This window comes from Paraburkholderia saeva, from assembly GCF_907164555.1.
Classification (GTDB): domain Bacteria; phylum Pseudomonadota; class Gammaproteobacteria; order Burkholderiales; family Burkholderiaceae; genus Paraburkholderia; species Paraburkholderia saeva.
Window position 1 is genome coordinate 115047 of record NZ_CAJQZC010000009.1, and the last position, 23366, is coordinate 138412.

A 23366-nucleotide genomic window follows, 5' to 3' on the forward strand; every position below is an offset into this window, starting at 1 on the left:
AGAAGGGGCCTTTCCGGGGCAGGAGCGTCAAACCCTGAGCCGGGCCCGCGCCGCTCACGCAATGTTATGATCGGAAACACATTGCGCCTGAGCGCGCGCTTTTCGCATCGTTAAATGGATACCCACACCCTCAAGCCGGTCGAATCGCCCACGTCCGATCTCGGACGGCGCGTGCGCGCGGCACGCCTCGCGCACGACCTGACGCTGGAGAACGCCAGCCGCCTGTGCGGCGTTTCACGCTCGACCCTCTCCAAAGTCGAAAACGGCCTGATGTCGCCGACGTTCGACGTGCTGCAGAAAATCGTAAACGGCCTGAAGATCGATCTGGGCGAACTGTTCGGCTCGACACCGAAAGTCAGCGCAAGCGGGCGGCGCGCGCTCACGCGCAAGGATGCGGGGCAACGTCACGCGTATCGCGGCTATCAGATGGAACTGCTCGCCACCGATCTCGCGCACAAGGCAATGCTGCCCTTCCGCATTCGCATCTCAGCGCACACGCTCGACGCGTTCGACGACTGGGGTCGTCACGAAGGCGAAGAGTTTCTGTATGTCATCAGCGGCAGCGTGTGCCTCTATTCCGAGCTGTACGCACCGACGCATCTGAACGCCGGCGACAGTCTTTACTTCGACAGCCGCACAGGGCACGCAGCGGTGTCCACCAGCGAGGAAGACGCCGAAGTGCTCTGGATGGCGACGGGCTCGGACGTCCCGCAGCCCCCCATCGAATCGGCGGCAAAGAAATAGGACCGTTTAGCGCGCTTCGGCGAGCGCCTTGAGATTGCCTTCGCCGAAACCGTGATGACCGCGCCGCTGGACGATTTCAAAGAAGATCTCGCCGGGGTTCCGCTTCACAAACGTCTGGAAGAAAAGCAGCGGCACACCATCGGCGCCAATCTCGCCGTCCACAAGAATGCGGCCGCGCCGCAGCCGCTCGACATCGAGTCCGTGGCCAGGCAGCCGCGCGTCGATCTGCTCGTAGTAGCGCGGCGGCGGTTCGACAAACGACAGGCCATTCGCGATCAGCGCGTCGACGCAGCCGAAAATATCCTCCGTCGCGAGCGCGATGTGCTGCACGCCTTCGCCCGGATGATCGGGCAGATAGTCGTGCATCAGGTTCGTGCGCGGCGTGCCTTCCTCGTAAAGCGGAATGCGGATCGCGCCGCACGGCGACACCATCACACGCGAATCCGCCGACACATGCCAGTTCGCGTGCAACTCGTGAATCTCGCGGAAATTCAGCAGCCCACGATAGAAGTCGAGCCATTCCTGCATACGGCCCGCGCCGACTGTCTGCGTCAGATGATCGACGGCGATGAGCCCGTTTCCCGCGTGGCTCAGATCGGCTCGCGCGGTGTCGATGTCCACCGGACGAAAGTCGATGTCGTAGATCGAGATGTCGCCGAGGCCGCCCTGCTGGCCACCGCGTCCGCGCCAGCGGTCGATGAAATAGATGTGTGAATCGCCGATGCCCTGAATGGCGGGTATCCACAACTCGTTTCTGCCGACGTTCTCGCCTTCAAATTCCCACGCCCCAAACTCGATCGCGCGATCGAACGCCTGCTGCGCGTTCGCCACGCGAATGCCGATCGCGCACACGCCCGTGCCGTATTCCTCTGCATAGCGCGAGGCGAACGAATCCGGCTCGGCGTTCAGCAGGAAATTCATCTCGCCCTGCCGGAACAACGTGACGTCCTTGCTGACGTGCCGCGCAATCGCCTTGAAGCCGAGCTGCGTGAACGTGCGGCCAAGCGCCAGCGGATCGCGCGCGGCGAACTCCACGAACTCGAGGCCCGCTGTGCCGAGCGGATTGTGTTCGACGTCGGCGATGGCACTGAGGGCAGCGGTCGGACTGGGCAGATCGCTGGGCATGACTCTCTCCTTGACTGTTGCGGTAACGCCTGACTCCCGTGCGCGCCGGTAACCCATCACACCCGGCGCCTTTTGAACCGTGTTTGTACACCGTCCGCGTGATCTCCCGCAACCCGCATTTTGTACCGGACGGTTCACACTCGTCCAGACTGGCGACCGCCGTGCTGCAATGGCGACCGACAGCAACCCGTAGCAATCAGCGCGCCGGGCCGCGGTGTTTGCGCGCCCGCGGCTTCCCGGCGACGGGCGCGATGCGCTGCCGCGTGACGGCGCGCACGGCGTCGATCAGGGCGCGCGCAACGGGCGAAGGCTGCGTATCGGTGCGCAGGATCAGCCCGACGGGCTCTTCCGTTCCCGCGAACGGTAGCGCAAGGCGCACCAGCTCACCGCGCGACAGATCGTATTCGACCGCGCTGACGGGCACGAACCAGACCGCGTCGTTCTCGAGCGTCAACGCGCGTCCGACCGATACCGAGAGCATCTCCACAAACGATTTTAGCGGCGGCACGCCCCACGCCGCGAGCAGGCTTTCCGCCGACTGGCGGATCAGCGTGCCGTACTGCGGCAACACAACCGGAAAGCCATCGAGAAGCGCAGCGGGCGGCGCTGTGCGCGTCGCGAGCGGATGCCCGGCCCGCACGACCGCAACCAGCGGCTCACGATAGAGTTGCTCGAAGCTCAGCCCGACCATTCGCTCCGGATCGGCGAGGCGCCCGATCGCGCACTCGATCGCACCCGCCTTCAGCCTCGCGAGCAATTCCGTGTTCGAAGCCGTCATGAGCCGCACCACGACCTGCGGCCATTGCGTTGCGAAAAGCTTCAGGACCGGCGGCACGAGCGCGTTTGCGACGGTCGGAAGAATGCCAACGTCGAGGGTGGCGGGCGCCGCGCCTGCCTCCCGCGCCAGCAGATCGACGCCCTGGCGCAGCGCGCTTACGCAGGCGCTCGCATGGGGCATGAAAAGCTGCCCTTCGCGCGTGGGCACGGCGCCATGCCGGCCGCGCTCGAAAAGCCGCACGCCAAGGATCGACTCCAGCTCGGCAACCGTCTTCGAGACGGCCGGCTGCGTAATCGACAGGCTCTCCGCGGCCTTCTGCACGCCGCCAAACTGCGCGACGGCAAGAAAGCACTGCAAATGACGGAATTTGACGCGGCTGTCCGCGAGACTGCGTTGCATAACGTCAGGTTATACGAAACTCAAGAAAACGTCATTTTGCATAACCGCTCAGGTTCGATAAAGTCGCGTCATCCCCAGCCATCAAATCAACATCAGGAGACACCCGATGGACGATTCCCTCCTTCTGGCGCCGCGCGACTTCGCGTCCCACCCGGCGTACGTTTACCCCGGTTATGGATCTTCCGTGAAGCGCGGGCCGACCCGTCCGCTGATTCCGTTAAAGGAACGGCTTCGCGACCAGCATGTGCCTGTCTATGGCGCCGAAGACCTGGGCGCGCTCGACAACGACCTCACCCGCAATGCAGCAAAAAACGGTGCGCCGGTAGGCGAGCGCATCATCGTAACGGGCCGCGTGCTCGACGAAGGCGGCCGCCCGGTGCGCAATACGCTCGTCGAAGTGTGGCAGGCGAACGCCGCAGGCCGCTATGTGCACAAGACCGATCAGCACGACGCGCCGCTCGACCCGAACTTCCTTGGCGCAGGGCGCTGCCTGACGGACAACGACGGCCGCTATCGCTTCATGACGATCAAGCCGGGCGCGTATCCGTGGGGCAACCATCCGAACGCGTGGCGTCCGAATCACATTCACTTCTCGCTCTTTGGCGACCACTTCGGTTCGCGTCTCGTCACGCAGATGTATTTCCCCGGCGACCCGCTGCTTGCGTTCGACCCGATCTTCCAGGGCACGCCGGAGCAGGCGCGCGAGCGGCTGATTTCGCGCTTCTCGCTGGATGTGACTGAAGAGGGCTTTGCGCTTGGCTACGAGTTCGACATCGTGCTGCGCGGCCGCAACGAAACACCGATGGAGCGTTGATCATGACTCTCAAACAGACGCCTTCACAAACAGTCGGCCCGTACTTCGCTTACGGACTGTGCCCCGAGCAATACAACTTCGATCTGAAGAGCCTTTTCACGACAGTGCTCGTCGACCACGAAACGCCCGGCGAACACATCACGATCGTGGGCCAGGTATTCGACGGCGACGGCAAGGTGATCGGCGACGCGATGGTGGAAATGTCGCAACTGGATGCGGCCGGCAACTACCCGAAGTCGCACGCCGATATCGGGCGCACGGGCTTTCGGGGCTTTGCACGCGTGGGTACAGGAACGGACCCCGAAAAGCGTTTTATCGTGCAGACGGTGAAGCCGGCCGCGGCGGCCGGCGATGACGCGCCGCACGTGAACGTGATCGTGCTGATGCGCGGCATGCTGCTGCACACGTTCACGCGCCTCTACTTCGAGGACGAAGCGGAAGCAAACAGCAAGGACACAGTGCTGGCGTCCGTCCCGGCTGAGCGCCGGCATACGTTGATCGCACGGCGGGAAACCGGTGCGGGAAACGCCGTGTACCGTTTCGACATCCACATGCAGGGCGAGAACGAGACGGTTTTCTTCGACCTGTAACGCATGTAGCGGCGAGGGACCAGCAAGAACAGACCGCAAGCGTCTTCACGAAAGTTTCACACTCGCACTTCAGAATGCCCGTGCGAAAACTTCGCGAAACTCCAACGTAACCTTTTGCCCGCCGCGAGCGGGCATTTTTTTTGGGTCTTCGCGGCGCGAGGCAAAGGGGAAAACCTAGCTCTGGTAATCCACCGCGCCCTGATCGACGAGCCTCAACGCCGCCTGCCAGGCAAGTTCGGCGATGCCGTCGGAATCATCGCGTTGAAACTGGTCGGCGGTGAGCCGGCAAACCGCTTCGGACGGAAAACTCAGTTCCGCGCCGCCAGCAAGCGCCTGGACCTGAATCTGACATGCGCGTTCGAGGAAATGAATTTCCTGGAACGCCAGCGCGGCGGACCGTCCGCCCACCAGCAATCCATGATTTCTCAGGATCATCGCGTTGCACGAACCGAGATCGGCCACGAGTCTTTCGCGCTCGCCCAGATCCAGCGCGATGCCTTCATAGTCGTGATACGCGAGACAGCCGTAAAACTTGAGCGCGTGCTGGCTGATCGGCAACAAGCCCTGCTTTTGGGCAGATACAGCCGAACCCGCCGCGGTGTGTGTATGAATCACGAAATGCAGATCGGGCCGCGCGGCATGCACGGCGGAGTGAATCGTGAAACCAGCGGCGTTCACGCGATATGACGCGGGATCGCGCGCGGCGCTCTCCGCATCGACGACGCGGCCCGCGCTATCGATTTTCACGAGATCGGATGCGCGCATTTCGTCGAACAGCACGCCGTAGCGGTTAATCAAAAAGTGATGCCCTGGGCCCGGTACACGCGCGGTGATATGCGTGTCGATAAGGTCCGTCATCCGGAAATGGGCAATCAGGCGATAAAGCGCTGCAAGCTCGCAGCGGGTAGCCCATTCTTCAGCACTGAAAGCGTGCGAAGGCGCGACCGTTGCCATTTTGTGTCTCCGATAATCGCGCAATGACGGCGCGTTTAAATCAGCACCGGAAATGATCGATATTCTGTCCGGCGTGAATGGCACGTGTCAGCCATTCCGGCCTGTCGCCTTCACCGTCCCAGGTATTTCCGTACGCATCCCGATACATCGGCGCCTTTAATGCGGCTGCGTCGGCTTCAATGGCCGCTGCGAGGTCCGTCATTGTGATGCCGTACTCTTCCATGCGGCGGCGTATCCACACGATCAATCGATCGCGCGCTTCTCCGTCGGCGTCGAACATCCGCTGTTCCTCCCGCTCCATCATGATGCACCGCTCCCCTTGCGGGAAAGGCGTGCGCTGAATAGACAAAGGCCCCGCAATTGCCAGCGAAGCCTTTTATTGGTGTTGACGCGGCCCCGGTGAATGAGATTCACGCGGCATTTCCGGCGAAACCGGGTTCCGGAATTTCCGGAAATGAGAGTGGGCCAGTCAGCGTGTCAGAAAAAAATCCGGTCGGCATTGCGGGACCGGATGACCCACTGTTGCCAATTGTAAAGCAACGCGCGGCGCGCCGCCCTTTTTACGCCATTATTGTTCTGGCGCGCGCCGCGCAATGAGCTTTCGTTCGACATAACCGCGAATCGCGCGCGCCATCTGCGGATACCGATAGCCCGGCACTGCGAACAGCACGAGCGCACCGAGCGCCAGCAGGCCGCAAAACACAAACGTGCCGCGATAACCGAACGTTCCGACGAGCACGCCCGACAAAACACCCGACAAAATCGACCCGAGCCGCGCCGCATTGAAGAACAGCGCGGTCGCCTTGCCGGGCGATGCCGGCATCAGATCCTGCACGTAGGTCATGCCGAGGCACGACGTGACGGCGACCACAAACGCGTTCAGGAGCTGCATCGGGATCAGCACGTCCACGTTGCCCGCAAGCGCCATCGCGACGAAATACACCGCGTGCACGGCCGCGCATGCGGCGAGCCAGGTCGGCTTGTGCAACGTGGACGAGCGTGCGCCGAGCGCGAGCATCATCGGGATTTCGCTCAACGCGCCGAGCCCGAGCATGATCGACACGTCGAGCCGCGATCCATTCAACCCGTGCACGATGTAAAGCGGCAGCACGATCATCGTCGCGTTCGCGGCAAGCCCGATCAGCGTCAGTGCGACGACCGCGCGCCAGATGTCGTTTGCCGAGGCCGCGGCAATACCGGCTTCGTGGGCGTCGTCGCCAGGCGCTTTCAGCGGCGGCACGGTGATCGACGAAGCAGGCTCAGAGGCCGTATCTGCGACCGTATGATCGCCGAGGTGCCCGGACGGCTCTTTCGTGCGCGAGACGATTGCGGCACACGCCGCGAAGCTCGCGGCGGCGAAGAGGAAGAGCCCGTAGAAGCCGGTCCCCGCGAGCACGAGCGCGCCCACGGCCGGCCCGAACACCCACGCGGCCGACAGGATCGTGCGTAACGAGGCGCTCGCGAACGCGCGCCCGGCGTCGTCGGCGACGGGCAGCGCGGCGCGGCTGAACGAGAACACCAGCGAAATCGCCGAGCTGCCCGCGCCGATAAAAAGAACGCCCACCACCAGCAGCAGCCGGTAGTCGCGCACAACGCACAGACACAGGTAACCGAGCGTCGCCGCGCCGAGCGAGGCGAGCAGGAGCGGCCGGTGACGCCCGCTTGCATCGCTCCAGCGGCCCGCGAGCGTGCTCGCCAGCACGCCGCTTGCCGCGATCAGCGTCATGAACAAGCCGAGGCGAAACGGCGTCATGCCTGCACGTTCGATACCGAAGAGCGAAAGATACGGGGCGGTAAACGACATCGCCACGCCGAGCATCAAGGTTGCGCCCGCAAGCGGCTTGAAGCCGGGGATGCGCAACAGATCGAAAAAACGTGAGTTCTTCAGCACGGAGCGAGAGTCAGGTGAAGGCACGACAGGGAGCCCGGCATGGGCAGAACGCAGGCTGCGACCGGCTGGAACGCCGCGCCGGCATGATCGCGTTCAATGACGAAGCATTATCGGGTGTAGCGGTCCGATCGGTAAACCCGAAGTCAACGTTCCCAACATTCGTACGTGCGCGAGCCATTCATGTCGCATGGAAGTCGCGGGGCCTGCGCGGTTGAACACAGGCATCGGGCAGGTGGTTCATAATCCCGTGGAACATTGCAGGCACCCGGATTGCGGCCGACTGGCACAGATTCTGCGGCGACGCCTGGATCATCGAACTTCAACCGGACTCACGATCATGCCAACATCATCTGTCAGCCGCCGCGCTGCGTTCCGACGCAGCGTGAATGAACGCCGGGGCCTTCTGGTACCCGGCGCGTTCAATGCGATGAGCGCACGCATCATCGAGGACGCCGGTTTCGAGGCGCTCTATCTCACGGGCGCAGGCGTTACGAACATGTCGCTCGGCCTGCCCGATCTGGGCTTTGTCGGCCTGAACGAAATCGCCGAACACACCGCGCGGGTGCGCGATGCTGTGGAATTGCCGCTGATCGTCGATGCCGATACCGGTTTCGGCAATGCGCTGAACGTGCGGCACACCGTGCGCACACTGGAGCGCAGCGGTGCCGACGCGATCCAGTTCGAAGACCAGGTAACGCCGAAGAAATGCGGCCACTTCTCCGGCAAGGAAGTGATCGCTGCGGGCGAGATGACCGGCAAGATCCGCGCCGCCGTCGACGCGCGCGAGGACGGCAACCTGCAGATCATCGCCCGCACGGACGCGGCCGCCGTGGAAGGCATCGAAGCGGCGATCGAGCGCGGTCACCGTTTTATCGAAGCCGGCGCGGATATTCTCTTTATCGAAGCCACCGAATCGCTCGCGGACATCGAGCGCCTGCCGGGCCTCTTCGCAAACACGCCGCAGCTCATCAACATCGTGATCGGCGGCAAGACACCGGTGCAGTCGCGCGACGTGCTCGCGAAGCTCGGCTACGGCATCGTGCTGTATGCGAACGCCGCACTTCAGGGTGCCGTGCTCGGCATGCAGCGGGCGCTCGGCACGCTCAAGGAAAACGGCCGCCTGGACGAAGACCCTGCGCTTGTCGTGCCGTTCGGCGAGCGCCAGCGGCTCGTCAACAAACCGCTCTACGACCAGCTCGACAAACAGTACGCCGCCGACGGCAAATAAAAACACGCTGCACGACATGACGACCCACACGACCCCACCCGCCTCACCGGTACCGCACATCGGCCTGTTGCCTTACATCGTTGCGGCGACCTTCTTCATGGAGTACCTCGACACGACAGTGATCGCCACGGCGCTGCCGCAGATGGCGCACTCGTTCGGCGTCGGGCCGAACAGCCTGAGTCTTGGCATGACGGCCTACATGCTCGCGCTCGCGATCTTCATTCCGGCGAGCGGCTGGGTCGCGGACCGGTGCGGGTCCCGTACCGTGTTCTTCAGTGCGATTGTCGTGTTCACGCTGGCTTCGGTGCTGTGCGGCATCTCGCAAAACGAGGTGCAGTTCACCGCGGCACGCGTGTTACAGGGCATGGGCGGCGCGATGATGGTGCCGGTCGGCCGGCTGATCGTCGTGCGCAGTACCGACAAAAGCCGCCTCATGCAGGCGATCTCGACGATCACATGGCCCGCGATCGCCGCGCCCGTGGTCGGGCCGCCGATCGGCGGCTTCATCACAACTTATGCGTCGTGGCGCTGGATCTTTCTGCTCAACGTGCCGGTCGGGCTTGCCGTGCTGGTTGCCGTCGTCGCGCTCGTGCCGAATCTGCGTGGCGGCGAACGACGGCCGCTGGATGTCGTCGGTCTCATGCTGAGCGGCGCGTCGCTGACCGCAATCCTGTTCGGCGCCGAACTCGCGAGCCAGCCCGACAGCAATGCGTGGCACGCTGCGGGTCTCGTCGTCGCGGGATTCGTGCTGGGATGGATCGCGTTCCGGCACGCGCGCAATCATCCGCATCCGCTCATCGACGTCTCGACGCTCAAGATTCCGACGTTTTCCGTGACGATCGTGACAGGTTCGCTCACGCGGATCGGCATCGGCGCGGTGCCGTATCTGATGCCGCTGCTGTTCCAGATCGGCTTCGGGCTTTCCGCGTTCAAATCGGGCTTGCTGCTGCTCGCGAGCGCGCTTGGCAATCTCGGCATGAAAGCGCTGACCACGCGCATCCTGCGACGCTTCGGCTTTCGCTATGTGTCGATTGTCGATGTTGCGATGGCGGGTCTTTTCATCATCCTGATCGGTCTGCTAACGCCCGCGACGCCGCTTGCGCTGGTGTTGTTTGTCGTGATCGTCTATGGCGTCGGGCGTTCAATGCAGTTTTCGCTGCTCGCGACGCTCGCCTACGCCGACGTCCCGCAGCCGCAGATGAATGCCGCGAGCACGCTGTGGAGCGCAGCCGCGCAGATGACCATCGGTCTTGGCATTGCGTTTGGAGCGGTGTCGCTGCGTCTCGGTGCACTGCTCAATGGCGAAGAAAGCGGGCGCGCATTTACGCTCGACGACTTCCGCCTCGCGTTCCTGTTCGCCGGTATCGTGACGCTCCTTTCCGTGATCGGCTATATGCGCATGGCACACGACGCGGGTCACAGCGTCGGCGGCGGTGCGCGCCGGCAAGGCGCGTCATGAAGGTGTGATGTGCAGGAAAAGCGGGACCTTTACCCGCTTTTCCTGCCTCACCGCGTTACAGCGACTGCACCTGAACCGCTGCACCCGGCTTGCCGCCCACCGAAGGCGCAATCACCAGATAACGGCGGCGGTCGCTGGTCGTTGCGCCGTTCGTCGTCACCACCTGACGGATCTGTCCGATCGCGTTGACGATCGCCGAACCCGCCGGGTTCGTCATGAACGACGCGAGGGGCTCGATGGTGCCGCTGCCATCCGGCGCGTCGGCCAGCCCGAGAACATACGGCTGCTTCGGCTGCAACCCGGTTGCCGACGCCTGCAATACCTGCAGCAGACCCTGATCGAAGAGCGCAACACTGGTCGGCGCCGTGGCACCGGCAGTCGTGCCTGCGCCTGATGTGCCCACCGACACGAGTGTCAGATGCCCGGCCTGCCCCGCTACGCCCAGCGGTTGCGTGTTCTGCGTGCCGTCGCCTTCGGGGACCGCGTTCGGCACATAGGCAATGGCCTGCGGCGCCTGTCCGACCGGCACCGTCGCGACGACCTTGTTGGTGCGCGTATCGATCGCCGTCAGCGCATCGGCGTTTTCGAGGCCCACATAAATGCGGCTGCCGTCACCCGAAGGCCACACGCCGTGCGGCAGATTCCCAACCGGAATCGTTGCAACCTGCGAATAGTCGTCGGTGCGGAATACCTTCACCACGTTCAGGCCGCCGACCGTCACGTACGCAAACGTGCCTTTCGCATTGTGCGCAAAGTTCACGTGATTCGTGATCGGACCGGTATCGATCGTCTTCAGCAGCGCGAACGGCGGACGCGCATCGAATACCTGCGTCCTGCCCACATCCTTGAGCGTGAACCAGACCTGCTTGCCATCCGGCGTCGCGGCGATGTTCGGGCAGAACGGGCTCGCCTGCTGCACCTTGCCGACGATCTGATGACCGGCCACCGAGATCACATCGACTTCGGGATTGAACGACGAACACACGTAGCCGTATTTGCCATCCGGCGAGAAGATCTGCATGCCTGGGCCTGCGGGCACGATGATGCGGGTCTTTTCCTCATACGTGTTCGCATCGAGCACCGACACGTAGTTTTCGCCGCGCACGGTCACCCAGACTTCGCTGCCATCCGGCGTGAAAAACGCTTCATGCGGCGAGCGGCCGACATACGTCGTGTGCTTCACGGCATTCGTCTGCGTGTCGATGAACGTCACCGAGTTTGAACCGATCGACACCACGGCGAGCGTGCGATGGTCCGGCGAAAAACCCATGCCATGCACCAGCACCTGGCCTTTATAGAGCGGACTGAAATTGCCCGGCGACGGATCGCCCAGACGAATCACGCCAATCAGTTTGTTGTCGACCGGGTCGGTCACCGAAACCGTATTCGAGAACTGCTCGGCCGCGTAGACGCGGTCGTGATGACTGACAGGCACGTCGGCGTCGGCGAGCGCGCCGGGCGCCTGGCCGGCCCATGCGAACTGCGCAGTGGCCACCGCGGCGGCGGTCAACATCGTGGAGAGGAAGGACACAGGTTTCATCACGGTTCCGTTGGCGTGGTCATGGAAGGGTTCATCGATGTGGCGCCATGCATGTTGCCCATCGAGCTCATGCTGTGGTCTGACATCGGATGCGCGGATGGCGCAGAGGAATGCGGCGCGCCCTGCTGGTCGGGTGCAGGCAGGGAAGGCGGCAGCGGCTGGTTTAGCGCGACACGCATCGCGACAATCTCCTGCTGCTGCTCGACCACGATTTCCTGTGCGATGCGGCGCAACTGCTCGTTGTGCCCGTGGCGCAGTTCGGCCTGCGCCATGTCGATCGCGCCCTGATGGTGCGGGATCATCATCGCGACGAAATCCTCGTCGACGTTGCCGGTCGGTTTGATCGACATGTCGTTCATCATTTTCGTCATCGCGTCGTCGTTCTCGGCAATGAACGACGACTCGTCCGTGTGAATCGTGGGGGTAGGTCCGGCATCGCCGGCGAACGCGGGCGATATCATCAGCCCATTGCAGAACGCCAGCGCGATCGCCGCACGTACGCAGTAAGGTAAGCGGGACTGCATGAGAGATGTCTCCTCTGCGGCAAGACGTGTTTGTTATCTGCGCGAACACGCGCATGCAGGTGTTATTCCACGCCTTTTGCGCTTTATTTGCGCATTCGTCGTTCAGCGCGATTCGCGATAGCATGGCGACCAGCGCGGCGACAACAGGGAATAAACGAATGGCGTTCGATGAACGGGTGCTGAACGGAATGGGCGTGTTGACAGCGATCGTCGACACCGGCAGTTTTGCCGCGGCGGCCGAGACGCTCGATATGTCGCAGTCCGGCGTCAGTCGTTCCATTGCACGGCTCGAAGCGCGGCTCGGCATTCGCCTCTTCGATCGCACGACGCGTTCCGTCACGCTCACCGACGAAGGCCGGCGCTTCTACGAGCAGATCATGCCGCTGCTGTCGGGTCTCGAAGAAGCCGCGGCATCGGCGACGCTTGGCGCGACTGCCGTGCGCGGACGGTTGCGTATCAACGTCGATCCGTTCTTCTCGCGACTCTTTCTTGGGCCACGTCTTGGCGCGTTCATGGAACGCTATCCGGATCTGTACGTTGAACTCGTGACACGCGATCAGCTCGGCGACATGGTGGCAGACGGTTTCGATCTCGCGATACGTTTCGGCGAACCGCGTGCGTCGACACTGGTTGCACGCAAGCTGCTCGACACGCGTATCGTCACGGTCGCCTCGCCCACCTACATCAAGCGGCACGGACGACCGCTCGCACCCACGGATCTCGAACGCGAACCGCACGTCTGCATCAAGTTTCGCGAACCGAAGACCGAGCGGCCGTTTCCGTGGGAGTTTCATCGCGGCAAGAAGAAGGTCGTCATCGAAGCACGCGGGCGCCTCACGATGAACGATGGCGGCACGTTACACAGTGTGTGTCTGGCAGGTTATGGCATTGCGCAGATTTTCGCGCTGGGTGCGGAGCAGCTGATCGCGAGCGGCAAACTCGTCGACCTCTTTCCCGACTGGGCCGACGAATCGTATCCGCTCTATGCGATTTATCCTTCGCGCCAGCATGCCCCCGCCAAAGTGCGGGCGTTCTTCGATTTCATCGCCTCGCTGACGGACAGCCCTTTCGACACACCTGCGATGTAGTCCCGACAGGATTGGCAGCGCGTGCCCCGGATCAGTTCGTACCCTGCGTGGCCGAAACACCCGAAGGCGCTGTGCCGTTCGCGGTTAACTGCGCGTACACATCGTGCGAAAGCTCAAGCAGCGCCTTGCGATCGATGCCGCCCGACACCGCGTAGCCGAAATCGCCGTCGATCCAGTAGAACACGTTCACCGGGCCATCCTGGTAGAGCTTGAACGCGGTCGTATCCGAACTGACCTTGCGGTGCGAAATGCACAGCGTGATGCGTTCGCCCTTCGCATCGTGATACATGAATTGCGCAACGGGACCATCGACGCCCGGCAGCAACCGTCCGCCCATCAGTTCGAAACCGGTCCGTGTGAGAACCGGCGGACGTACGTTCGTGCCCATCCGGTTCGACACCCACGTCACCAGTTCCTGTTCACGGTCGACGCCCACTTCCACCGGCCGCATCACTTCCGGCGTGTACAGCACGTGCGCAATCGCCGATTGTCGCGCGAACGATTCCGGTCCCTCGACGCTGACACGACGTTCGATCGCATTGCCCGCACCGTCAGTCACAATGGTGACAGCCTGACGGCCCATGTTCGTGCCCACGCCGATACCGACGCCAAGCATCAGCGCAGCGGCCATGCCAGCGAACTGCGGCCAGTTCAGTGCGTCGTGCCAGCGCCGCTTCACGGAGGGAAGCAGGCGCGCGGGCACCGGTTCGCTGAGCACACGGTCATAGCGCTCATGAAACATGTTGTTCAGCGAAAAATAGTCGCTCACGCGTGCGGCCAGTTCGTCGTTCGCTTCGAGCAGACGGTCGATTTCCTCGCGGCGATGGGCGGCCAGCGATCCGTCGACATAGGCGTGCAGTTCTTCTTCGCTGATCTGATGTTGATCGTTCATCGCACCACCTTCAGTTTCGCACCCGGCTGTTTGCCGGACATCAGCGCGCGCAACCGCTCGCGTCCCCGCGAAAGGCGCGACATCACCGTGCCGATCGGCACGCCAAGCGCCAGCGCCACGTCGGCATAGCTCATTTCTTCGAGACCGACCAGCAGCACGACCTCCCGTTGATCGTCAGGGAGGCGCTGCAGCGCGAAGTCGAGATCGCGCACTTCCAGCGACTGCGACGGGTTCGCCGCCACCGCGAATTCGCTTTCCGGTACTCCGTCGTCGACCGATACATGCACCGCGCGGGAGCCCGCCTTGCGGACCTGATTGATGAACACGTTGTGCATGATCGTGAAGAGCCATGCGCGCAGGTCCGAGTCCGGCCGGAACTGCCCTGCGTTGCGCAGCGCGCGCTCGAGCGTGTCCTGCACCAGGTCGTCGGCCAGCTCGCGATTGTTGATCAGCGCGCGCGCGTATCGACGCAGCCGCGGCACCTGATCCATCAAACCATCACGGACGCTCATCGCGCTTCCCTCTTCCTTTCAGTTCCGGTGCTGCCGGCTCGAACGCAGGATCCATATGATACAAACCGCCCAGTGAGCGCTTTATTCCGCGCGCGTTGCATTTTTTCTTCCGGCCCATGCACTTGCTATCGCGGGGCCAGCAGATCGGCTGCGCGCATCAGGCCGTGCGTCGTGGCGCCGCCGGCAAGCACATAGCGGGTATGCCCCGCACTCCATTCCAGCACGCGACTTCCACCCACCCGGCGCGCCTGCCACTGCGGTTGCGCAGCCGCCGTCATATCGCGCACCGAAAGCAGTACCGCCCGCTCGCCCGCTGCATTGCTATAGACATAACCCCGCGCCTCCGCAAACGCGCCTACCGGTAGCGACGAGACGGCAATCGCCCGGAAGCCGACGCTGGAAAGATCGGGGGCGTCGGCCAGTAATGGCGCATCGTTTCGCCCGTCGACGGGCGTATGCGCGGCGTTTGCCTGTTCGAGCGCCATGATCGCGCCCGCCTCCAGCGCCGCGGCGGGCACGCGCATCGCGTACAGCACGGCGGTTACCGCGACGCCAGCCAGAAGCAGGATGATCGTGATGCTGCGGGCGTGCTGCCGCAACCACCCCCCGAGCGTTGCCCGATACAGCGCGAATGTGGCGTGCCGCGAACGACCGCCCTCGTCAGCGTGCTGAAAGGTGGAATGCATGCGCAGATTGAGTTTGCCGTAAAAGGCCACGCGGCGCGCTTCGTCGGGACGCTCCTCCAGATAGCGCTGGATCTGCGCGGCACGATCTGGCGCCAGCAGGCCATCGACGAACGCCTGAATATCGGCTTCGGTAACAACGGCATCGGAGGGGGGCTGGATGGGGCGCATACGGATATGAAATGGAGCATCAGGTCTTCAAGGCACGAACACGTATGTGCACTGTTTTATTCCATTCGTTGCCGGCTTTATTTTTCGACGTTCGACGCGCTGAAAACCAGCGCGGCCAGAGAGTGTTAACCACCGTTCCAGCCGGTTTATTTCCATTCAGTTCGACATCCTCTGCAGATATCCATTTTTTTCGTTCATACGTGTTTTCCCGTGTTTTTGCGGGAATTTTTGAAGGCACGCCTTTGTTATCCCGAGTGCGTACCGCGCAACTCACTCAGGAGCCGAACATGAAAAAGCTTGTCATGGTGTCTTTCTCGCTGGCCCTCCTCGCATCGTCGAGCGCATTTGCCGAAGGCAAGACGCGCGCCGAGGTCTACCAGGAACTGATCGAGGCACAACAGAACGGACTCGCTTACGTCACCGATGCGTCGTATCCGGATGTCAGTCCGGCCTTCACCGGAACCGTCGCGTGGATGAAGGCCCAGCGTCTCGCGAAACAGGAACAAGCCGCGGATATGGCGAGCGGCGCCAGCGCGGCGCCTCGTGTGCAGTGATCGCCACGGGCTACCGGCCAGGACGTTAACTGCAAGGTAGGGGGGCCAGACCGGAATGCGATCTGCTCACCATGTAGATAAAACGAGGATTAAAAAACAGGACGGGTATGAACCCACCGCGTGGCATTTCGCCATGAAACGCGGCGTTGCGCGGCAGGGTGGCGCGGGTTTTCGCGCCATCTGCCCTCTTCTGCCTGCGGCTAGCCCTTGCCGCCGGGCGACTGGCGCAGGTTATCGCGCACACGCTTCGCGACGAGGACGGGCAGAAAGTCGCGAATCCGCGCGCCGTTGTCGTACTCTGCCCACGTGTCGGCGAACATCTTCGACACGGTTTCAGGCGGCGTGCGGGTCTCTTCGGCGATTGCGTTGACAACTTCCTCGACGTTGGGTTGGGCCATGATGGTGCTCGCTCCAGAACAGGGACGGAAGGATGGGAAAGACTGGCAGAAGGATCATTACAGGACGCAACGGTAAATGTTGCAAATTGAATTCATCAATCAACCGGTGGGTTGGCTTTTTGTGTTCCGTCTGGTGAGATGACGCTTACGGATGCGCAAGGTGACACCTTGAACGCCATCAGGAGCCCAGGTTCCGATCCGCCGATGACGCGCCGCAACACGCGTTTTCGATAGTAACCCTTCCCGACGCTACGCGTCTGCCCGTGCGGCGAGTACGTCCTTCGCCGCGAGCGCAGCGTTGATCGCGCGCGGAAAGCCGGCGTACACGGCGATCTGCGTGACCACTTCGACGAGCTGTTCGCGTGTTCCGCCCACGTTGAGCAGGCCATGCATATGGACCTTCAACTGCGGCGTGGCCGAACCCATTGCCGCCAGCGCCGCCACGCTCGCGAGTTCGCGCGACAGCAGATCGAGACCCGGTCGCGTGTAGATGTCGCCGAATCCGAACTCGATGATGAACCGCCCCAGATCCGGTGCGATCTCGCGCAGCGAATCGATCACATGTTCGCCCGCCGCGCCATCGATTTTCCGGAGGCTCGCAAGACCGTCGTCGTAACGCGCGGTGCCTTGCGCAACCCGGCTCGTGTTCGCCACGATGCCCTTTTCGCTGAACACCGCCTTCGCTGCGAACACGCCGTTGAGCGCCGCAGGGAAACCCGCGTACACGGCGAGATGCATCATCAGCTCGACGACTTCCTCGGGCGACGCGCCCACGTTCAGTGCGCCCGCGATATGGAACTTCAGTTGCGGCTCCGCGCCGCCCATCGATGCGAGCGCCGCAACCGTCACGAGCTGGCGCTGACGCAAATCGAGGCCCGGCCGCGAATAGACCTCGCCGTACGCAAAGCTGATCGTGAGGCCCGCGAGATCGGGCGCGATGCCTCCGAGCGATTCGACAATCGAAGGATGCTGCGCGCCTTCGATCATCGCAAGATAGTGGAGACCGATAGCATGAGCGGAAAGTGCGTGGTTCATGGTGTCCTCAGGGCGATGGACCGTGCGTGATTGCCGGTCCGCTGAACACACGATATCGGCCTCGTTTGCGTGGCGCCAATTCATTCGGTGTGATACCTTTTACGTATCAGAACAGGTAAGGAACGTGAACGATGCAGGCACGCGTCGAGCTGTGGCAGCTGCAATACTTTGTCGCCGTCGCGGAAGAGCTGAGTTTTCGCCGTGCGGCCGAGCGTCTCTCGATCACGCAGCCGCCGCTCACGCGGCAGATCCAGGCGCTGGAGGAAACCGTCGGAGCGCGGCTTTTCGAGCGCGACCGCAGCGGCGTGGTGCTGACGGCAACAGGCACGCATCTGCTGAAGGAAGCACGCAAGCTGCTGGGCGACGCCGACGCGATGCTTGCCCGCGTGCGGCAGCGCGCGGAGCAACGTCTTGAACTCAGGCTGGGCATCACGACCGTGCTCGATCCCGCGCTCTTCACATGGCTCGAAGGCGCACTGAAGGCTCGCGATCCCGCGCTGCAACTGACGCAAAAACGCCAGTACTCGAAACAGTCGGTGGCGGACCTTCGGCGAGGCGCGCTGGACGCGGCGCTGATCGGCCTGCCCTCTGAGGTCGCGGATCTGAAGGTGCAGCGTCTCTTCGTCGACCCGCTCGTGGCGGCGTTACCGCGCGGGCACGAGCTCGCCCGAAAAAAACGCATCTCGCTTCTCGACCTTTCCGCCGATACGCTGTTCTGGCCGCAACGGCGCGCCAATCCGGCCTGGTTCGATCACTATGAGAAGCTGTTCAGGGCATGGCAGTTCGATCCGCCGCGCGCGGCGGAACCCGCCGATCATCATGTAATGCTCGGGTTGATCGCGGCGGGCGAAGGCGTCGCGCTGATTCCGGCGTCGCTCAAGTCGATGTCGCGCGAGGGTGTCGTGTATTGCGAGCTGAAAGAGCACGCGGATCTGCGCGTGGACGTCGCGCTTGCGACGCTGCCAGACGCCGCGAACCCGGCGTTGTCGTTACTGATGACCGTGCTGCGCACCCGTTACGGTCAGGCAAAGTTGACTTCGCAACGACGCTGATTTCAAAGCACGAGTCGCGTCGCGAGGAAATCGAGGAACGCACGCGTTCGTCCCGACATCGCCGCGCTCTGATAGAACACCGCGCTCACCGGTTGACGCGCATCGACGAGCACGTCGTCGAGTATCGTCTGCAGCCTGCCCTCGCGTACGTCCGCGCCGGTCATGAACTCGGCCAGACACGCAATGCCGCCGCCCGCGATGGCCAGTTGCCGGATCGTCTCGCCGCTGGATGCCTCGATGGCCGGCTCGATCTTGAAGACGTTACGGCTGGCGTCCCGCAACGGCCAGTCGTTCAGGCTTTCCGGCGCGGTAAAGCCGATCAGCCTGTGACCCATCAGTTCCTGAACGGTGCGCGGCTCGCCGGATTGCGCGAGATACGCCGGGCTCGCCAGCACACGCAAACGGCTGCTGCCGAGTGAACGTGCGTGCAGCGTCGAATCCTGCAACGCGCCAATGCGAATCGCGATGTCCACGCGCTGTTCGAGCAGATCGACGATCCGCTCGTTACTGCTTAATTCAAGGGATATTTCCGGATATAGCGTAGCGAACTCCACCACGTGCGGCACCACGCAATGAAGCATGAAGGGCGACGCAGCGTCTACACGCAGGCGGCCAGCGGGACGCTCGCGCTTTCGCACGATCAGCTCTTCGGCGTCTTCCATTGCGGCAAGAATCGCACGTGCGCGCGCGAGGAACAGCTCGCCCTCGTCGGTGAGCTGAAGGCGACGTGTGGTGCGATGGACCAGCGTCGCATCGAGCTTCTTTTCCAGACGCGTCAGCGCGCGGCTCACGCCGGAGACGGTCTGCTGCAATGTCTCCGCAGCCGCGGTAATCGAGCCGGCGTCGATCACCGAGACAAACGCCAGCAGTTCTTCCGTGGTGGTTTTCATTGTCGATGCGCGGCGCGCGACAGTCGTTTCATTGATGCGCCACTGGAAAGCCGGCGCTGCAATGGCAGACTATAAATGAATCCAGCCGGATTCAGGATGTCGTCGATGCGGGGTCGCGAAATGGAAAGCACCTGCATTCTCACAACGCGCGATAAGAATCGCAGCAATGCTTCGTTGCCGCGCAAAGCGCTCCTCGTTTAACGTGGACATTTGCGCGCGCCGCCCGCGCGCGCGCTTCGTTCTGGAGAACGCATGTCCACTATCGAGTCTGTCACACGTCCTTCCGTTTTGCGGGCCACGCTCCCTACGTCTCCGCATCGCGCCGCGGCGTCCGAAGTCACCCATGTCGCCCTTTCGGCAGGCGACGACGCGCTGATCGAGCGCTTTGCGCCCGTGTTCGACCGTATTGCGGCAGGCGCCGTGGAACGTGAGCAACGTCGCGATCTGGCTTATGCGCCCGTCGAATGGTTGCGCGAGGCCGGCTTCACCCGCCTTCGCGTGCCACGCGACTATGGCGGCGACGGCATCAGCCTTGCATCGTTCTTCAAGCTCATCACGCGTCTTGGCGAAGCCGATTCGAATCTGCCGCAGATCCTGCGCGTGCACGGCGGCTTCATCGAGTCGCAGATCGAAAGCAGCGAAGAAGCGTTTCGCGATCACTGGTTCAGGCAGATCGTGCACGGGAAGATCATCGGCGGCGCCGTTTCGGAGCGCACGGGCGTGACGAACAACAGCGTGCGCGTGAGCCGCGCCGAAGACGGCTGGCATCTCGACGGCGAAAAGTACTACACCACCGGATCGCTTTACGCCGACTGGATCGACGTTGCCGCACACGACGGACACAGCGACGTGCGCGTGCTTGTGAAAGCGGATGCGCCAGGTCTGGAGCGCATCGACGACTGGGATGGTTTCGGTCAGCGGCTCACCGGCAGCGGCACGACGCGCTTCACGCGCGTGCGGGTTGCCGATGAGCATGTGTACCGGCGCTTCAATGCATCCGAGCCTCGCCGCAATACACTTCTTACCGCGTACTACCAGACGCTGCACATTGCGAATCTCGCGGGCATTACACGTGCGGTGCTCCGCGATGCGGTGGCGTTCACGCAGGGACGTACGCGCACGTTCGGCATTCCCGGCGAATCCAGCCCGCGGGACAATCCGCTCGTGCATCGCGTTGTGGGCCGGCTTGCGAGCCTTGCGTATTCGACCGACAGCATCACGTCCGCGCTGGCCCGTACCTTCGATGACGTAACGTCCGCCCGCGCCGAAGGTCGTGCGACGGAAGACACTTATATCCAGTTCGACATCGAGGTGTTTCAGGCACAGCAGATCGTGATCGAGCAGACACTGCAGGCAGCCACGCTGCTGTTCGAAGTGGGTGGCGCATCCGCCACCAGCGAAGCACGCCGCTTCGACCGGCACTGGCGCAACGCACGTGTGCTCGCGTCGCATAATCCGGCGATCATTCGCGAAGCCACCATCGGCAATTTTTATCTGAACGGCACACCGAACAACGAACGCTTTGGCGTCGCACGTGAGCCTGGTTAAAGCTGCGACTCGAAATGCGCTGGCCCGCGTCTGGCGGGCCAGCGTGTGGTGTGATTTCATGAGATGGCAGCATTGCCACCTGAATCCGCTTACTTCGCAGTGGGTGTCCAGATGCGGATATCCGTCGCCCTCAACGCATTCGGAATCAGGCCCGCCGCACGATACGTATCCGCGATCCGTTGCTGCTCGCCCAGCTGGTCACGCCTGACGGGCACGATCTCATAGCTGCGGCGACTGTTCGCCAGTTCGACCGTCGGCGTGGGAATGTTGCCCCACAGCGGCCCGAGAATCTGCGCCGCTTCCTGCGGATGCGCCTTCACCCACCTGCCCGTTTCGCCAAGTTCGTCGAATACGGCGCGCAGAACGTCCGGGTGCTTTTCGGCAAACGACGTCGTCGCGGTATAGAACCGGTTGTACTGTGCAACGCCGTCTGAGCCGTCGGCCACGACACGTGCGTGCGTTTCCCGCTGTTGTGCGGCAAGGAACGGGTCCCAGATCACCCACGCATCGATATTGCCGCCGCGATAGGCGGCGAGCCCATCGGGTGCTTCGAGGTAACGCACCTGAACGTCGTTGATCGTCAGCCCCGCTTTGGCGAGCACGGAAAGCAGCAGGAAATTGCAGCCAGTGCCTTTCGCCACGCCTACACGCTTGCCCTTCAGGTCTGCTGCCGTACGGATCGGCGAGTCAGGCGGCACGATAATCGCCTGCGCTGTGGGTGCCGACGTTTCTTCCGCGTAATACGTCAGCGGCGCGTTCGCGGCCTGCGTGAACAACGCGAACGCGTCTGCAACATCCGCATGAATATCGACGCTGCCCGCATTCAGCGATTGCAACAGCCCTGCGGAAAACTCGTGCCAGCTGACGTCATAGCCCAATGCGTTGAGTTTCTTTTCCAGCGCGCCCGTGCGCTTGAGCAGAATGAAAAGCGTCGATGAGCGCTGGTAACTGATCGACACCGTTTCATTGGCATGCGCAACGCCTGCGCAGAGCACGCCGCAAATAACGGACAGCGATACGATCAGTCCTGGCAAACCGGGAAAAACACCACGAAAAAAACGCATTGAACAGGACCTTTGACGAACGAAGAGTCCCTGACTATAGAAAGAATAGTGCGCAACCCAAATACGGATTTCATCGATCGATATGGAGACAAATTAGATCGCGTTCCGACGCTTTTCGATGATCGGTGAGGCATGATTCCCCGTCTAAAGGAACACGATTTCGTGGAGGTTTTCGCTTCATGCCGATATCCCCTGTCCGCTTCGGCGTCTGGGCACTCGTTCACGGCAGCCGTGCCGCGCTTCAGGATCCAGACGAGCCTTATGACGCATCCTGGGCGCGCAACAAGGCGCTCGTGCTCGAAGCGGAGCGCCTTGGTTACGACTCAGTGCTCGTCGCGCAACATACGGCCAATCCGCACAATCCGGAACTCGACCAGCTCGAAGCATGGACTGCCTCGGCTGCATTCGCCGCGCTCACGGAGCGGATCGAGATCATCGCGGCCATCAAGCCGTATCTGTATCACCCCGTCGTGCTCGCGAAGATGGCGCAGCAGATCGAGCACATCAGTGGCGGGCGCTTTGCGATCAATCTCGTCAACGCGTGGAACCGCCCGGAGCTGGAACGCGCCGGCATCGGGTTTGCGGAACACGACGCGCGCTACGCCTATGGCCGCGAATGGATCACGGTGGTCGATTCCTTGCTGCGCGGCGAACGCACGCGCTTTAACGGCGAGCACTTTCATATCGACGACTATCTACTGCGCCCCGCCGATCCATTTCGCAGCCGCCCGCGTATCTATGTCGGCGGCGAATCGGAGCCTGCGCGCGAACTGGTCGCGGACAAGGGCGACGTGTGGTTTATCAACGGGCAGCCACTGGAAGATGTCGAGCGCCTGATCGCCGATGTGGCCGCACGCGCGCGGCCACCGGCGCATTCGCCATTGCGCTTTGGTCTGTCGGCATTCGTCATTGCGCGCGAATCAGACGCTGAAGCCGAGCGGCATCTTGGGCATCTGTTCGAACTTGCCGCTAAAGACACGCCGCTGCGTGAGCAGCAAAAGGCCAATACCGATCCCCAGGCGGTCATGTTCCGCACGTTCGCGCAGACACCGCGGGTCGGCTCGAACGGTGGCACGGCGGCGGGACTCGTCGGCAGCTACGATACGGTCGCGCGCCGTATCGCGGCGTTTCATCGCGCTGGAATCGAGCTCTTCATGCTGCAGTTCCAGCCGTTCGAAACGGATATGCAGCGCTTTGCGGAACAGGTCGCGCCGCGGGTTCGCGCACTCATTGCGTGACGGCTAAACGAGGGCCTGAGAAAGCGCAGTTGCCTATTATCCCGGCAAAGCGGCAACCAGGCCCCCAACGCCCGCCTCACGGGCCGTTCCCGCCGGCCATACCTCAAAGGCATGGCCACGAGCCTGGAAAGTCTTTTTCACGGCACCAATAGCCGGCTAGATTACACATCAAGGCAGCGGCACGAGACGAAACAC

Annotated in this window: 24 protein-coding genes; 10 read left to right on the top strand and 14 right to left on the bottom strand. The window is 62.7% G+C overall.

The window, feature by feature from the left end:
• Positions 1 to 114: 114 nt before the first annotated feature.
• Entirely contained in the window at positions 115 to 744 is a 630-nt protein-coding gene (locus tag LPA36_RS21885; RefSeq protein WP_228881415.1) for a helix-turn-helix domain-containing protein, read from the top strand.
• 6 nt (positions 745 to 750) lie between these two features.
• Here the strand turns inward: LPA36_RS21885 and LPA36_RS21890 are convergent, their stop codons facing one another.
• Both LPA36_RS21890 and pcaQ read right to left on the bottom strand, forming a co-directional pair.
• Positions 751 to 1869 (bottom strand): 4-hydroxyphenylpyruvate dioxygenase family protein, encoded by a 1119-nt coding sequence (locus tag LPA36_RS21890; RefSeq protein WP_228881417.1) that lies wholly within the window; start codon positions 1867 to 1869, stop codon positions 751 to 753.
• A 196-nt stretch (positions 1870 to 2065) separates the two neighbouring features.
• Positions 2066 to 3046, bottom strand: a complete 981-nt coding sequence (gene pcaQ / locus LPA36_RS21895) for a pca operon transcription factor PcaQ (protein WP_228881420.1) — start codon at positions 3044 to 3046, stop codon at positions 2066 to 2068.
• Between the two features lie 106 nt (positions 3047 to 3152).
• Between pcaQ and pcaH the strand changes: the two genes are divergently transcribed.
• Entirely contained in the window at positions 3153 to 3860 is a 708-nt protein-coding gene (gene pcaH / locus LPA36_RS21900; protein ID WP_228881423.1) for a protocatechuate 3,4-dioxygenase subunit beta, read from the top strand.
• Positions 3860 to 4450, top strand: a complete 591-nt coding sequence (gene pcaG, locus LPA36_RS21905) for a protocatechuate 3,4-dioxygenase subunit alpha (protein ID WP_228881832.1) — start codon at positions 3860 to 3862, stop codon at positions 4448 to 4450. The genes pcaH and pcaG overlap by 1 nt, the downstream gene beginning before the upstream one ends.
• Before the next feature lie 174 nt (positions 4451 to 4624).
• On the opposite strand, the gene LPA36_RS21910 is transcribed toward pcaG, so the two are convergent.
• The 3 genes from LPA36_RS21910 to LPA36_RS21920 form a co-directional block, all read right to left on the bottom strand.
• Entirely contained in the window at positions 4625 to 5404 is a 780-nt protein-coding gene (locus LPA36_RS21910; RefSeq protein WP_228881426.1) for a class II aldolase/adducin family protein, read from the bottom strand.
• 40 nt (positions 5405 to 5444) lie between these two features.
• On the bottom strand, positions 5445 to 5708 hold the full coding sequence (locus LPA36_RS21915; RefSeq protein WP_228881430.1) for an H-NS family nucleoid-associated regulatory protein: 264 nt from the start codon (positions 5706 to 5708) through the stop codon (positions 5445 to 5447).
• Positions 5709 to 5972: 264 nt separating this feature from the next.
• Positions 5973 to 7295 carry a sugar efflux transporter gene (locus LPA36_RS21920; RefSeq protein ID WP_228881433.1) on the bottom strand — a complete coding sequence of 441 codons (1323 nt, stop codon included), beginning with the start codon at positions 7293 to 7295 and terminating at the stop codon, positions 5973 to 5975.
• A gap of 337 nt (positions 7296 to 7632) precedes the next feature.
• Here LPA36_RS21920 and LPA36_RS21925 point away from each other — a divergent pair, with 337 nt between their 5' ends.
• Both LPA36_RS21925 and LPA36_RS21930 read left to right on the top strand, forming a co-directional pair.
• On the top strand, positions 7633 to 8523 hold the full coding sequence (locus LPA36_RS21925) for an isocitrate lyase/PEP mutase family protein (protein WP_228881436.1): 891 nt from the start codon (positions 7633 to 7635) through the stop codon (positions 8521 to 8523).
• 16 nt (positions 8524 to 8539) lie between these two features.
• Positions 8540 to 9982: an MFS transporter gene (locus LPA36_RS21930; protein ID WP_228881439.1), complete on the top strand. Its 1443-nt coding sequence runs from the start codon at positions 8540 to 8542 to the stop codon at positions 9980 to 9982.
• Between the two features lie 55 nt (positions 9983 to 10037).
• Here LPA36_RS21930 and LPA36_RS21935 read toward each other — a convergent pair whose 3' ends face one another.
• Together LPA36_RS21935 and LPA36_RS21940 are read right to left on the bottom strand one after the other, a co-directional pair.
• The gene (locus LPA36_RS21935) at positions 10038 to 11522 is read right to left on the bottom strand and encodes a YncE family protein (protein WP_228881441.1); all 1485 of its coding nucleotides are present in this window, start codon (positions 11520 to 11522) and stop codon (positions 10038 to 10040) included.
• Entirely contained in the window at positions 11522 to 12046 is a 525-nt protein-coding gene (locus LPA36_RS21940) for a DUF305 domain-containing protein (RefSeq protein WP_228881444.1), read from the bottom strand. The genes LPA36_RS21935 and LPA36_RS21940 overlap by 1 nt, the downstream gene beginning before the upstream one ends.
• A 158-nt stretch (positions 12047 to 12204) precedes the next feature.
• Between LPA36_RS21940 and LPA36_RS21945 the strand changes: the two genes are divergently transcribed.
• Complete coding sequence (locus LPA36_RS21945) at positions 12205 to 13134, top strand: LysR family transcriptional regulator (protein ID WP_228881445.1); 930 nt, start codon at positions 12205 to 12207, stop codon at positions 13132 to 13134.
• A gap of 31 nt (positions 13135 to 13165) precedes the next feature.
• Here the strand turns inward: LPA36_RS21945 and LPA36_RS21950 are convergent, their stop codons facing one another.
• The 3 genes from LPA36_RS21950 to LPA36_RS21960 all read right to left on the bottom strand — a co-directional run bounded on the left by LPA36_RS21950 (position 13166) and on the right by LPA36_RS21960 (position 15392).
• A complete protein-coding gene (locus LPA36_RS21950; RefSeq protein ID WP_228881447.1) occupies positions 13166 to 14026 on the bottom strand; it encodes an anti-sigma factor family protein in 861 nt (286 codons plus the stop codon).
• Positions 14023 to 14538: an RNA polymerase sigma factor gene (locus LPA36_RS21955; protein ID WP_228881448.1), complete on the bottom strand. Its 516-nt coding sequence runs from the start codon at positions 14536 to 14538 to the stop codon at positions 14023 to 14025. The genes LPA36_RS21950 and LPA36_RS21955 overlap by 4 nt, the downstream gene beginning before the upstream one ends.
• 125 nt (positions 14539 to 14663) lie before the next feature.
• Entirely contained in the window at positions 14664 to 15392 is a 729-nt protein-coding gene (locus tag LPA36_RS21960; protein ID WP_228881454.1) for an anti-sigma factor family protein, read from the bottom strand.
• A 287-nt stretch (positions 15393 to 15679) separates the two neighbouring features.
• On the opposite strand from LPA36_RS21960, the gene LPA36_RS21965 reads away from it, so the two are divergent.
• Positions 15680 to 15946: a DUF4148 domain-containing protein gene (locus tag LPA36_RS21965; protein ID WP_228881834.1), complete on the top strand. Its 267-nt coding sequence runs from the start codon at positions 15680 to 15682 to the stop codon at positions 15944 to 15946.
• A gap of 200 nt (positions 15947 to 16146) precedes the next feature.
• Here LPA36_RS21965 and LPA36_RS21970 read toward each other — a convergent pair whose 3' ends face one another.
• Together LPA36_RS21970 and LPA36_RS21975 are read right to left on the bottom strand one after the other, a co-directional pair.
• Positions 16147 to 16344 carry a DUF3562 domain-containing protein gene (locus tag LPA36_RS21970; RefSeq protein ID WP_228881455.1) on the bottom strand — a complete coding sequence of 66 codons (198 nt, stop codon included), beginning with the start codon at positions 16342 to 16344 and terminating at the stop codon, positions 16147 to 16149.
• A 249-nt stretch (positions 16345 to 16593) separates the two neighbouring features.
• Positions 16594 to 17379, bottom strand: a complete 786-nt coding sequence (locus LPA36_RS21975) for a carboxymuconolactone decarboxylase family protein (RefSeq protein WP_228881457.1) — start codon at positions 17377 to 17379, stop codon at positions 16594 to 16596.
• A 131-nt stretch (positions 17380 to 17510) separates the two neighbouring features.
• Here LPA36_RS21975 and LPA36_RS21980 point away from each other — a divergent pair, with 131 nt between their 5' ends.
• On the top strand, positions 17511 to 18431 hold the full coding sequence (locus LPA36_RS21980) for a LysR family transcriptional regulator (protein ID WP_228881461.1): 921 nt from the start codon (positions 17511 to 17513) through the stop codon (positions 18429 to 18431).
• A gap of 2 nt (positions 18432 to 18433) precedes the next feature.
• Here the strand turns inward: LPA36_RS21980 and LPA36_RS21985 are convergent, their stop codons facing one another.
• A complete protein-coding gene (locus LPA36_RS21985) occupies positions 18434 to 19321 on the bottom strand; it encodes a LysR family transcriptional regulator (protein ID WP_228881463.1) in 888 nt (295 codons plus the stop codon).
• Positions 19322 to 19573: 252 nt separating this feature from the next.
• Between LPA36_RS21985 and LPA36_RS21990 the strand changes: the two genes are divergently transcribed.
• On the top strand, positions 19574 to 20869 hold the full coding sequence (locus LPA36_RS21990) for an acyl-CoA dehydrogenase family protein (protein ID WP_228881466.1): 1296 nt from the start codon (positions 19574 to 19576) through the stop codon (positions 20867 to 20869).
• Positions 20870 to 20958: 89 nt separating this feature from the next.
• On the opposite strand, the gene LPA36_RS21995 is transcribed toward LPA36_RS21990, so the two are convergent.
• Positions 20959 to 21933, bottom strand: coding sequence for an aliphatic sulfonate ABC transporter substrate-binding protein (locus LPA36_RS21995; protein WP_228881469.1), 975 nt, complete (start codon positions 21931 to 21933; stop codon positions 20959 to 20961).
• Positions 21934 to 22112: 179 nt separating this feature from the next.
• On the opposite strand from LPA36_RS21995, the gene LPA36_RS22000 reads away from it, so the two are divergent.
• Positions 22113 to 23171 carry an LLM class flavin-dependent oxidoreductase gene (locus LPA36_RS22000; RefSeq protein WP_228881471.1) on the top strand — a complete coding sequence of 353 codons (1059 nt, stop codon included), beginning with the start codon at positions 22113 to 22115 and terminating at the stop codon, positions 23169 to 23171.
• Positions 23172 to 23366 lie beyond the last annotated feature (195 nt).

What these genes read in the sequence shown, in the direction of transcription:
- LPA36_RS21985 (WP_228881463.1), bottom strand. Translation starts at nt 19,321, where the DNA reads ATGAAAACCACCACGGAAGAACTGCTGGCGTTTGTCTCGGTGATCGAC.
- LPA36_RS21885 (WP_228881415.1), top strand. Translation starts at nt 115, where the DNA reads ATGGATACCCACACCCTCAAGCCGGTCGAATCGCCCACGTCCGATCTC.
- LPA36_RS21925 (WP_228881436.1), top strand. Translation starts at nt 7,633, where the DNA reads ATGCCAACATCATCTGTCAGCCGCCGCGCTGCGTTCCGACGCAGCGTG.
- pcaQ (WP_228881420.1), bottom strand. Translation starts at nt 3,046, where the DNA reads ATGCAACGCAGTCTCGCGGACAGCCGCGTCAAATTCCGTCATTTGCAG.
- LPA36_RS21990 (WP_228881466.1), top strand. Translation starts at nt 19,574, where the DNA reads ATGTCCACTATCGAGTCTGTCACACGTCCTTCCGTTTTGCGGGCCACG.
- LPA36_RS21945 (WP_228881445.1), top strand. Translation starts at nt 12,205, where the DNA reads ATGGCGTTCGATGAACGGGTGCTGAACGGAATGGGCGTGTTGACAGCG.
- LPA36_RS21995 (WP_228881469.1), bottom strand. Translation starts at nt 21,933, where the DNA reads ATGCGTTTTTTTCGTGGTGTTTTTCCCGGTTTGCCAGGACTGATCGTA.
- LPA36_RS21965 (WP_228881834.1), top strand. Translation starts at nt 15,680, where the DNA reads ATGAAAAAGCTTGTCATGGTGTCTTTCTCGCTGGCCCTCCTCGCATCG.
- LPA36_RS21910 (WP_228881426.1), bottom strand. Translation starts at nt 5,404, where the DNA reads ATGGCAACGGTCGCGCCTTCGCACGCTTTCAGTGCTGAAGAATGGGCT.
- LPA36_RS21915 (WP_228881430.1), bottom strand. Translation starts at nt 5,708, where the DNA reads ATGATGGAGCGGGAGGAACAGCGGATGTTCGACGCCGACGGAGAAGCG.
- LPA36_RS21960 (WP_228881454.1), bottom strand. Translation starts at nt 15,392, where the DNA reads ATGCGCCCCATCCAGCCCCCCTCCGATGCCGTTGTTACCGAAGCCGAT.
- pcaH (WP_228881423.1), top strand. Translation starts at nt 3,153, where the DNA reads ATGGACGATTCCCTCCTTCTGGCGCCGCGCGACTTCGCGTCCCACCCG.
- LPA36_RS21890 (WP_228881417.1), bottom strand. Translation starts at nt 1,869, where the DNA reads ATGCCCAGCGATCTGCCCAGTCCGACCGCTGCCCTCAGTGCCATCGCC.
- LPA36_RS21955 (WP_228881448.1), bottom strand. Translation starts at nt 14,538, where the DNA reads ATGAGCGTCCGTGATGGTTTGATGGATCAGGTGCCGCGGCTGCGTCGA.
- LPA36_RS21950 (WP_228881447.1), bottom strand. Translation starts at nt 14,026, where the DNA reads ATGAACGATCAACATCAGATCAGCGAAGAAGAACTGCACGCCTATGTC.
- LPA36_RS21935 (WP_228881441.1), bottom strand. Translation starts at nt 11,522, where the DNA reads ATGAAACCTGTGTCCTTCCTCTCCACGATGTTGACCGCCGCCGCGGTG.
- LPA36_RS22000 (WP_228881471.1), top strand. Translation starts at nt 22,113, where the DNA reads ATGCCGATATCCCCTGTCCGCTTCGGCGTCTGGGCACTCGTTCACGGC.
- LPA36_RS21980 (WP_228881461.1), top strand. Translation starts at nt 17,511, where the DNA reads ATGCAGGCACGCGTCGAGCTGTGGCAGCTGCAATACTTTGTCGCCGTC.
- LPA36_RS21970 (WP_228881455.1), bottom strand. Translation starts at nt 16,344, where the DNA reads ATGGCCCAACCCAACGTCGAGGAAGTTGTCAACGCAATCGCCGAAGAG.
- LPA36_RS21940 (WP_228881444.1), bottom strand. Translation starts at nt 12,046, where the DNA reads ATGCAGTCCCGCTTACCTTACTGCGTACGTGCGGCGATCGCGCTGGCG.
- LPA36_RS21930 (WP_228881439.1), top strand. Translation starts at nt 8,540, where the DNA reads ATGACGACCCACACGACCCCACCCGCCTCACCGGTACCGCACATCGGC.
- LPA36_RS21975 (WP_228881457.1), bottom strand. Translation starts at nt 17,379, where the DNA reads ATGAACCACGCACTTTCCGCTCATGCTATCGGTCTCCACTATCTTGCG.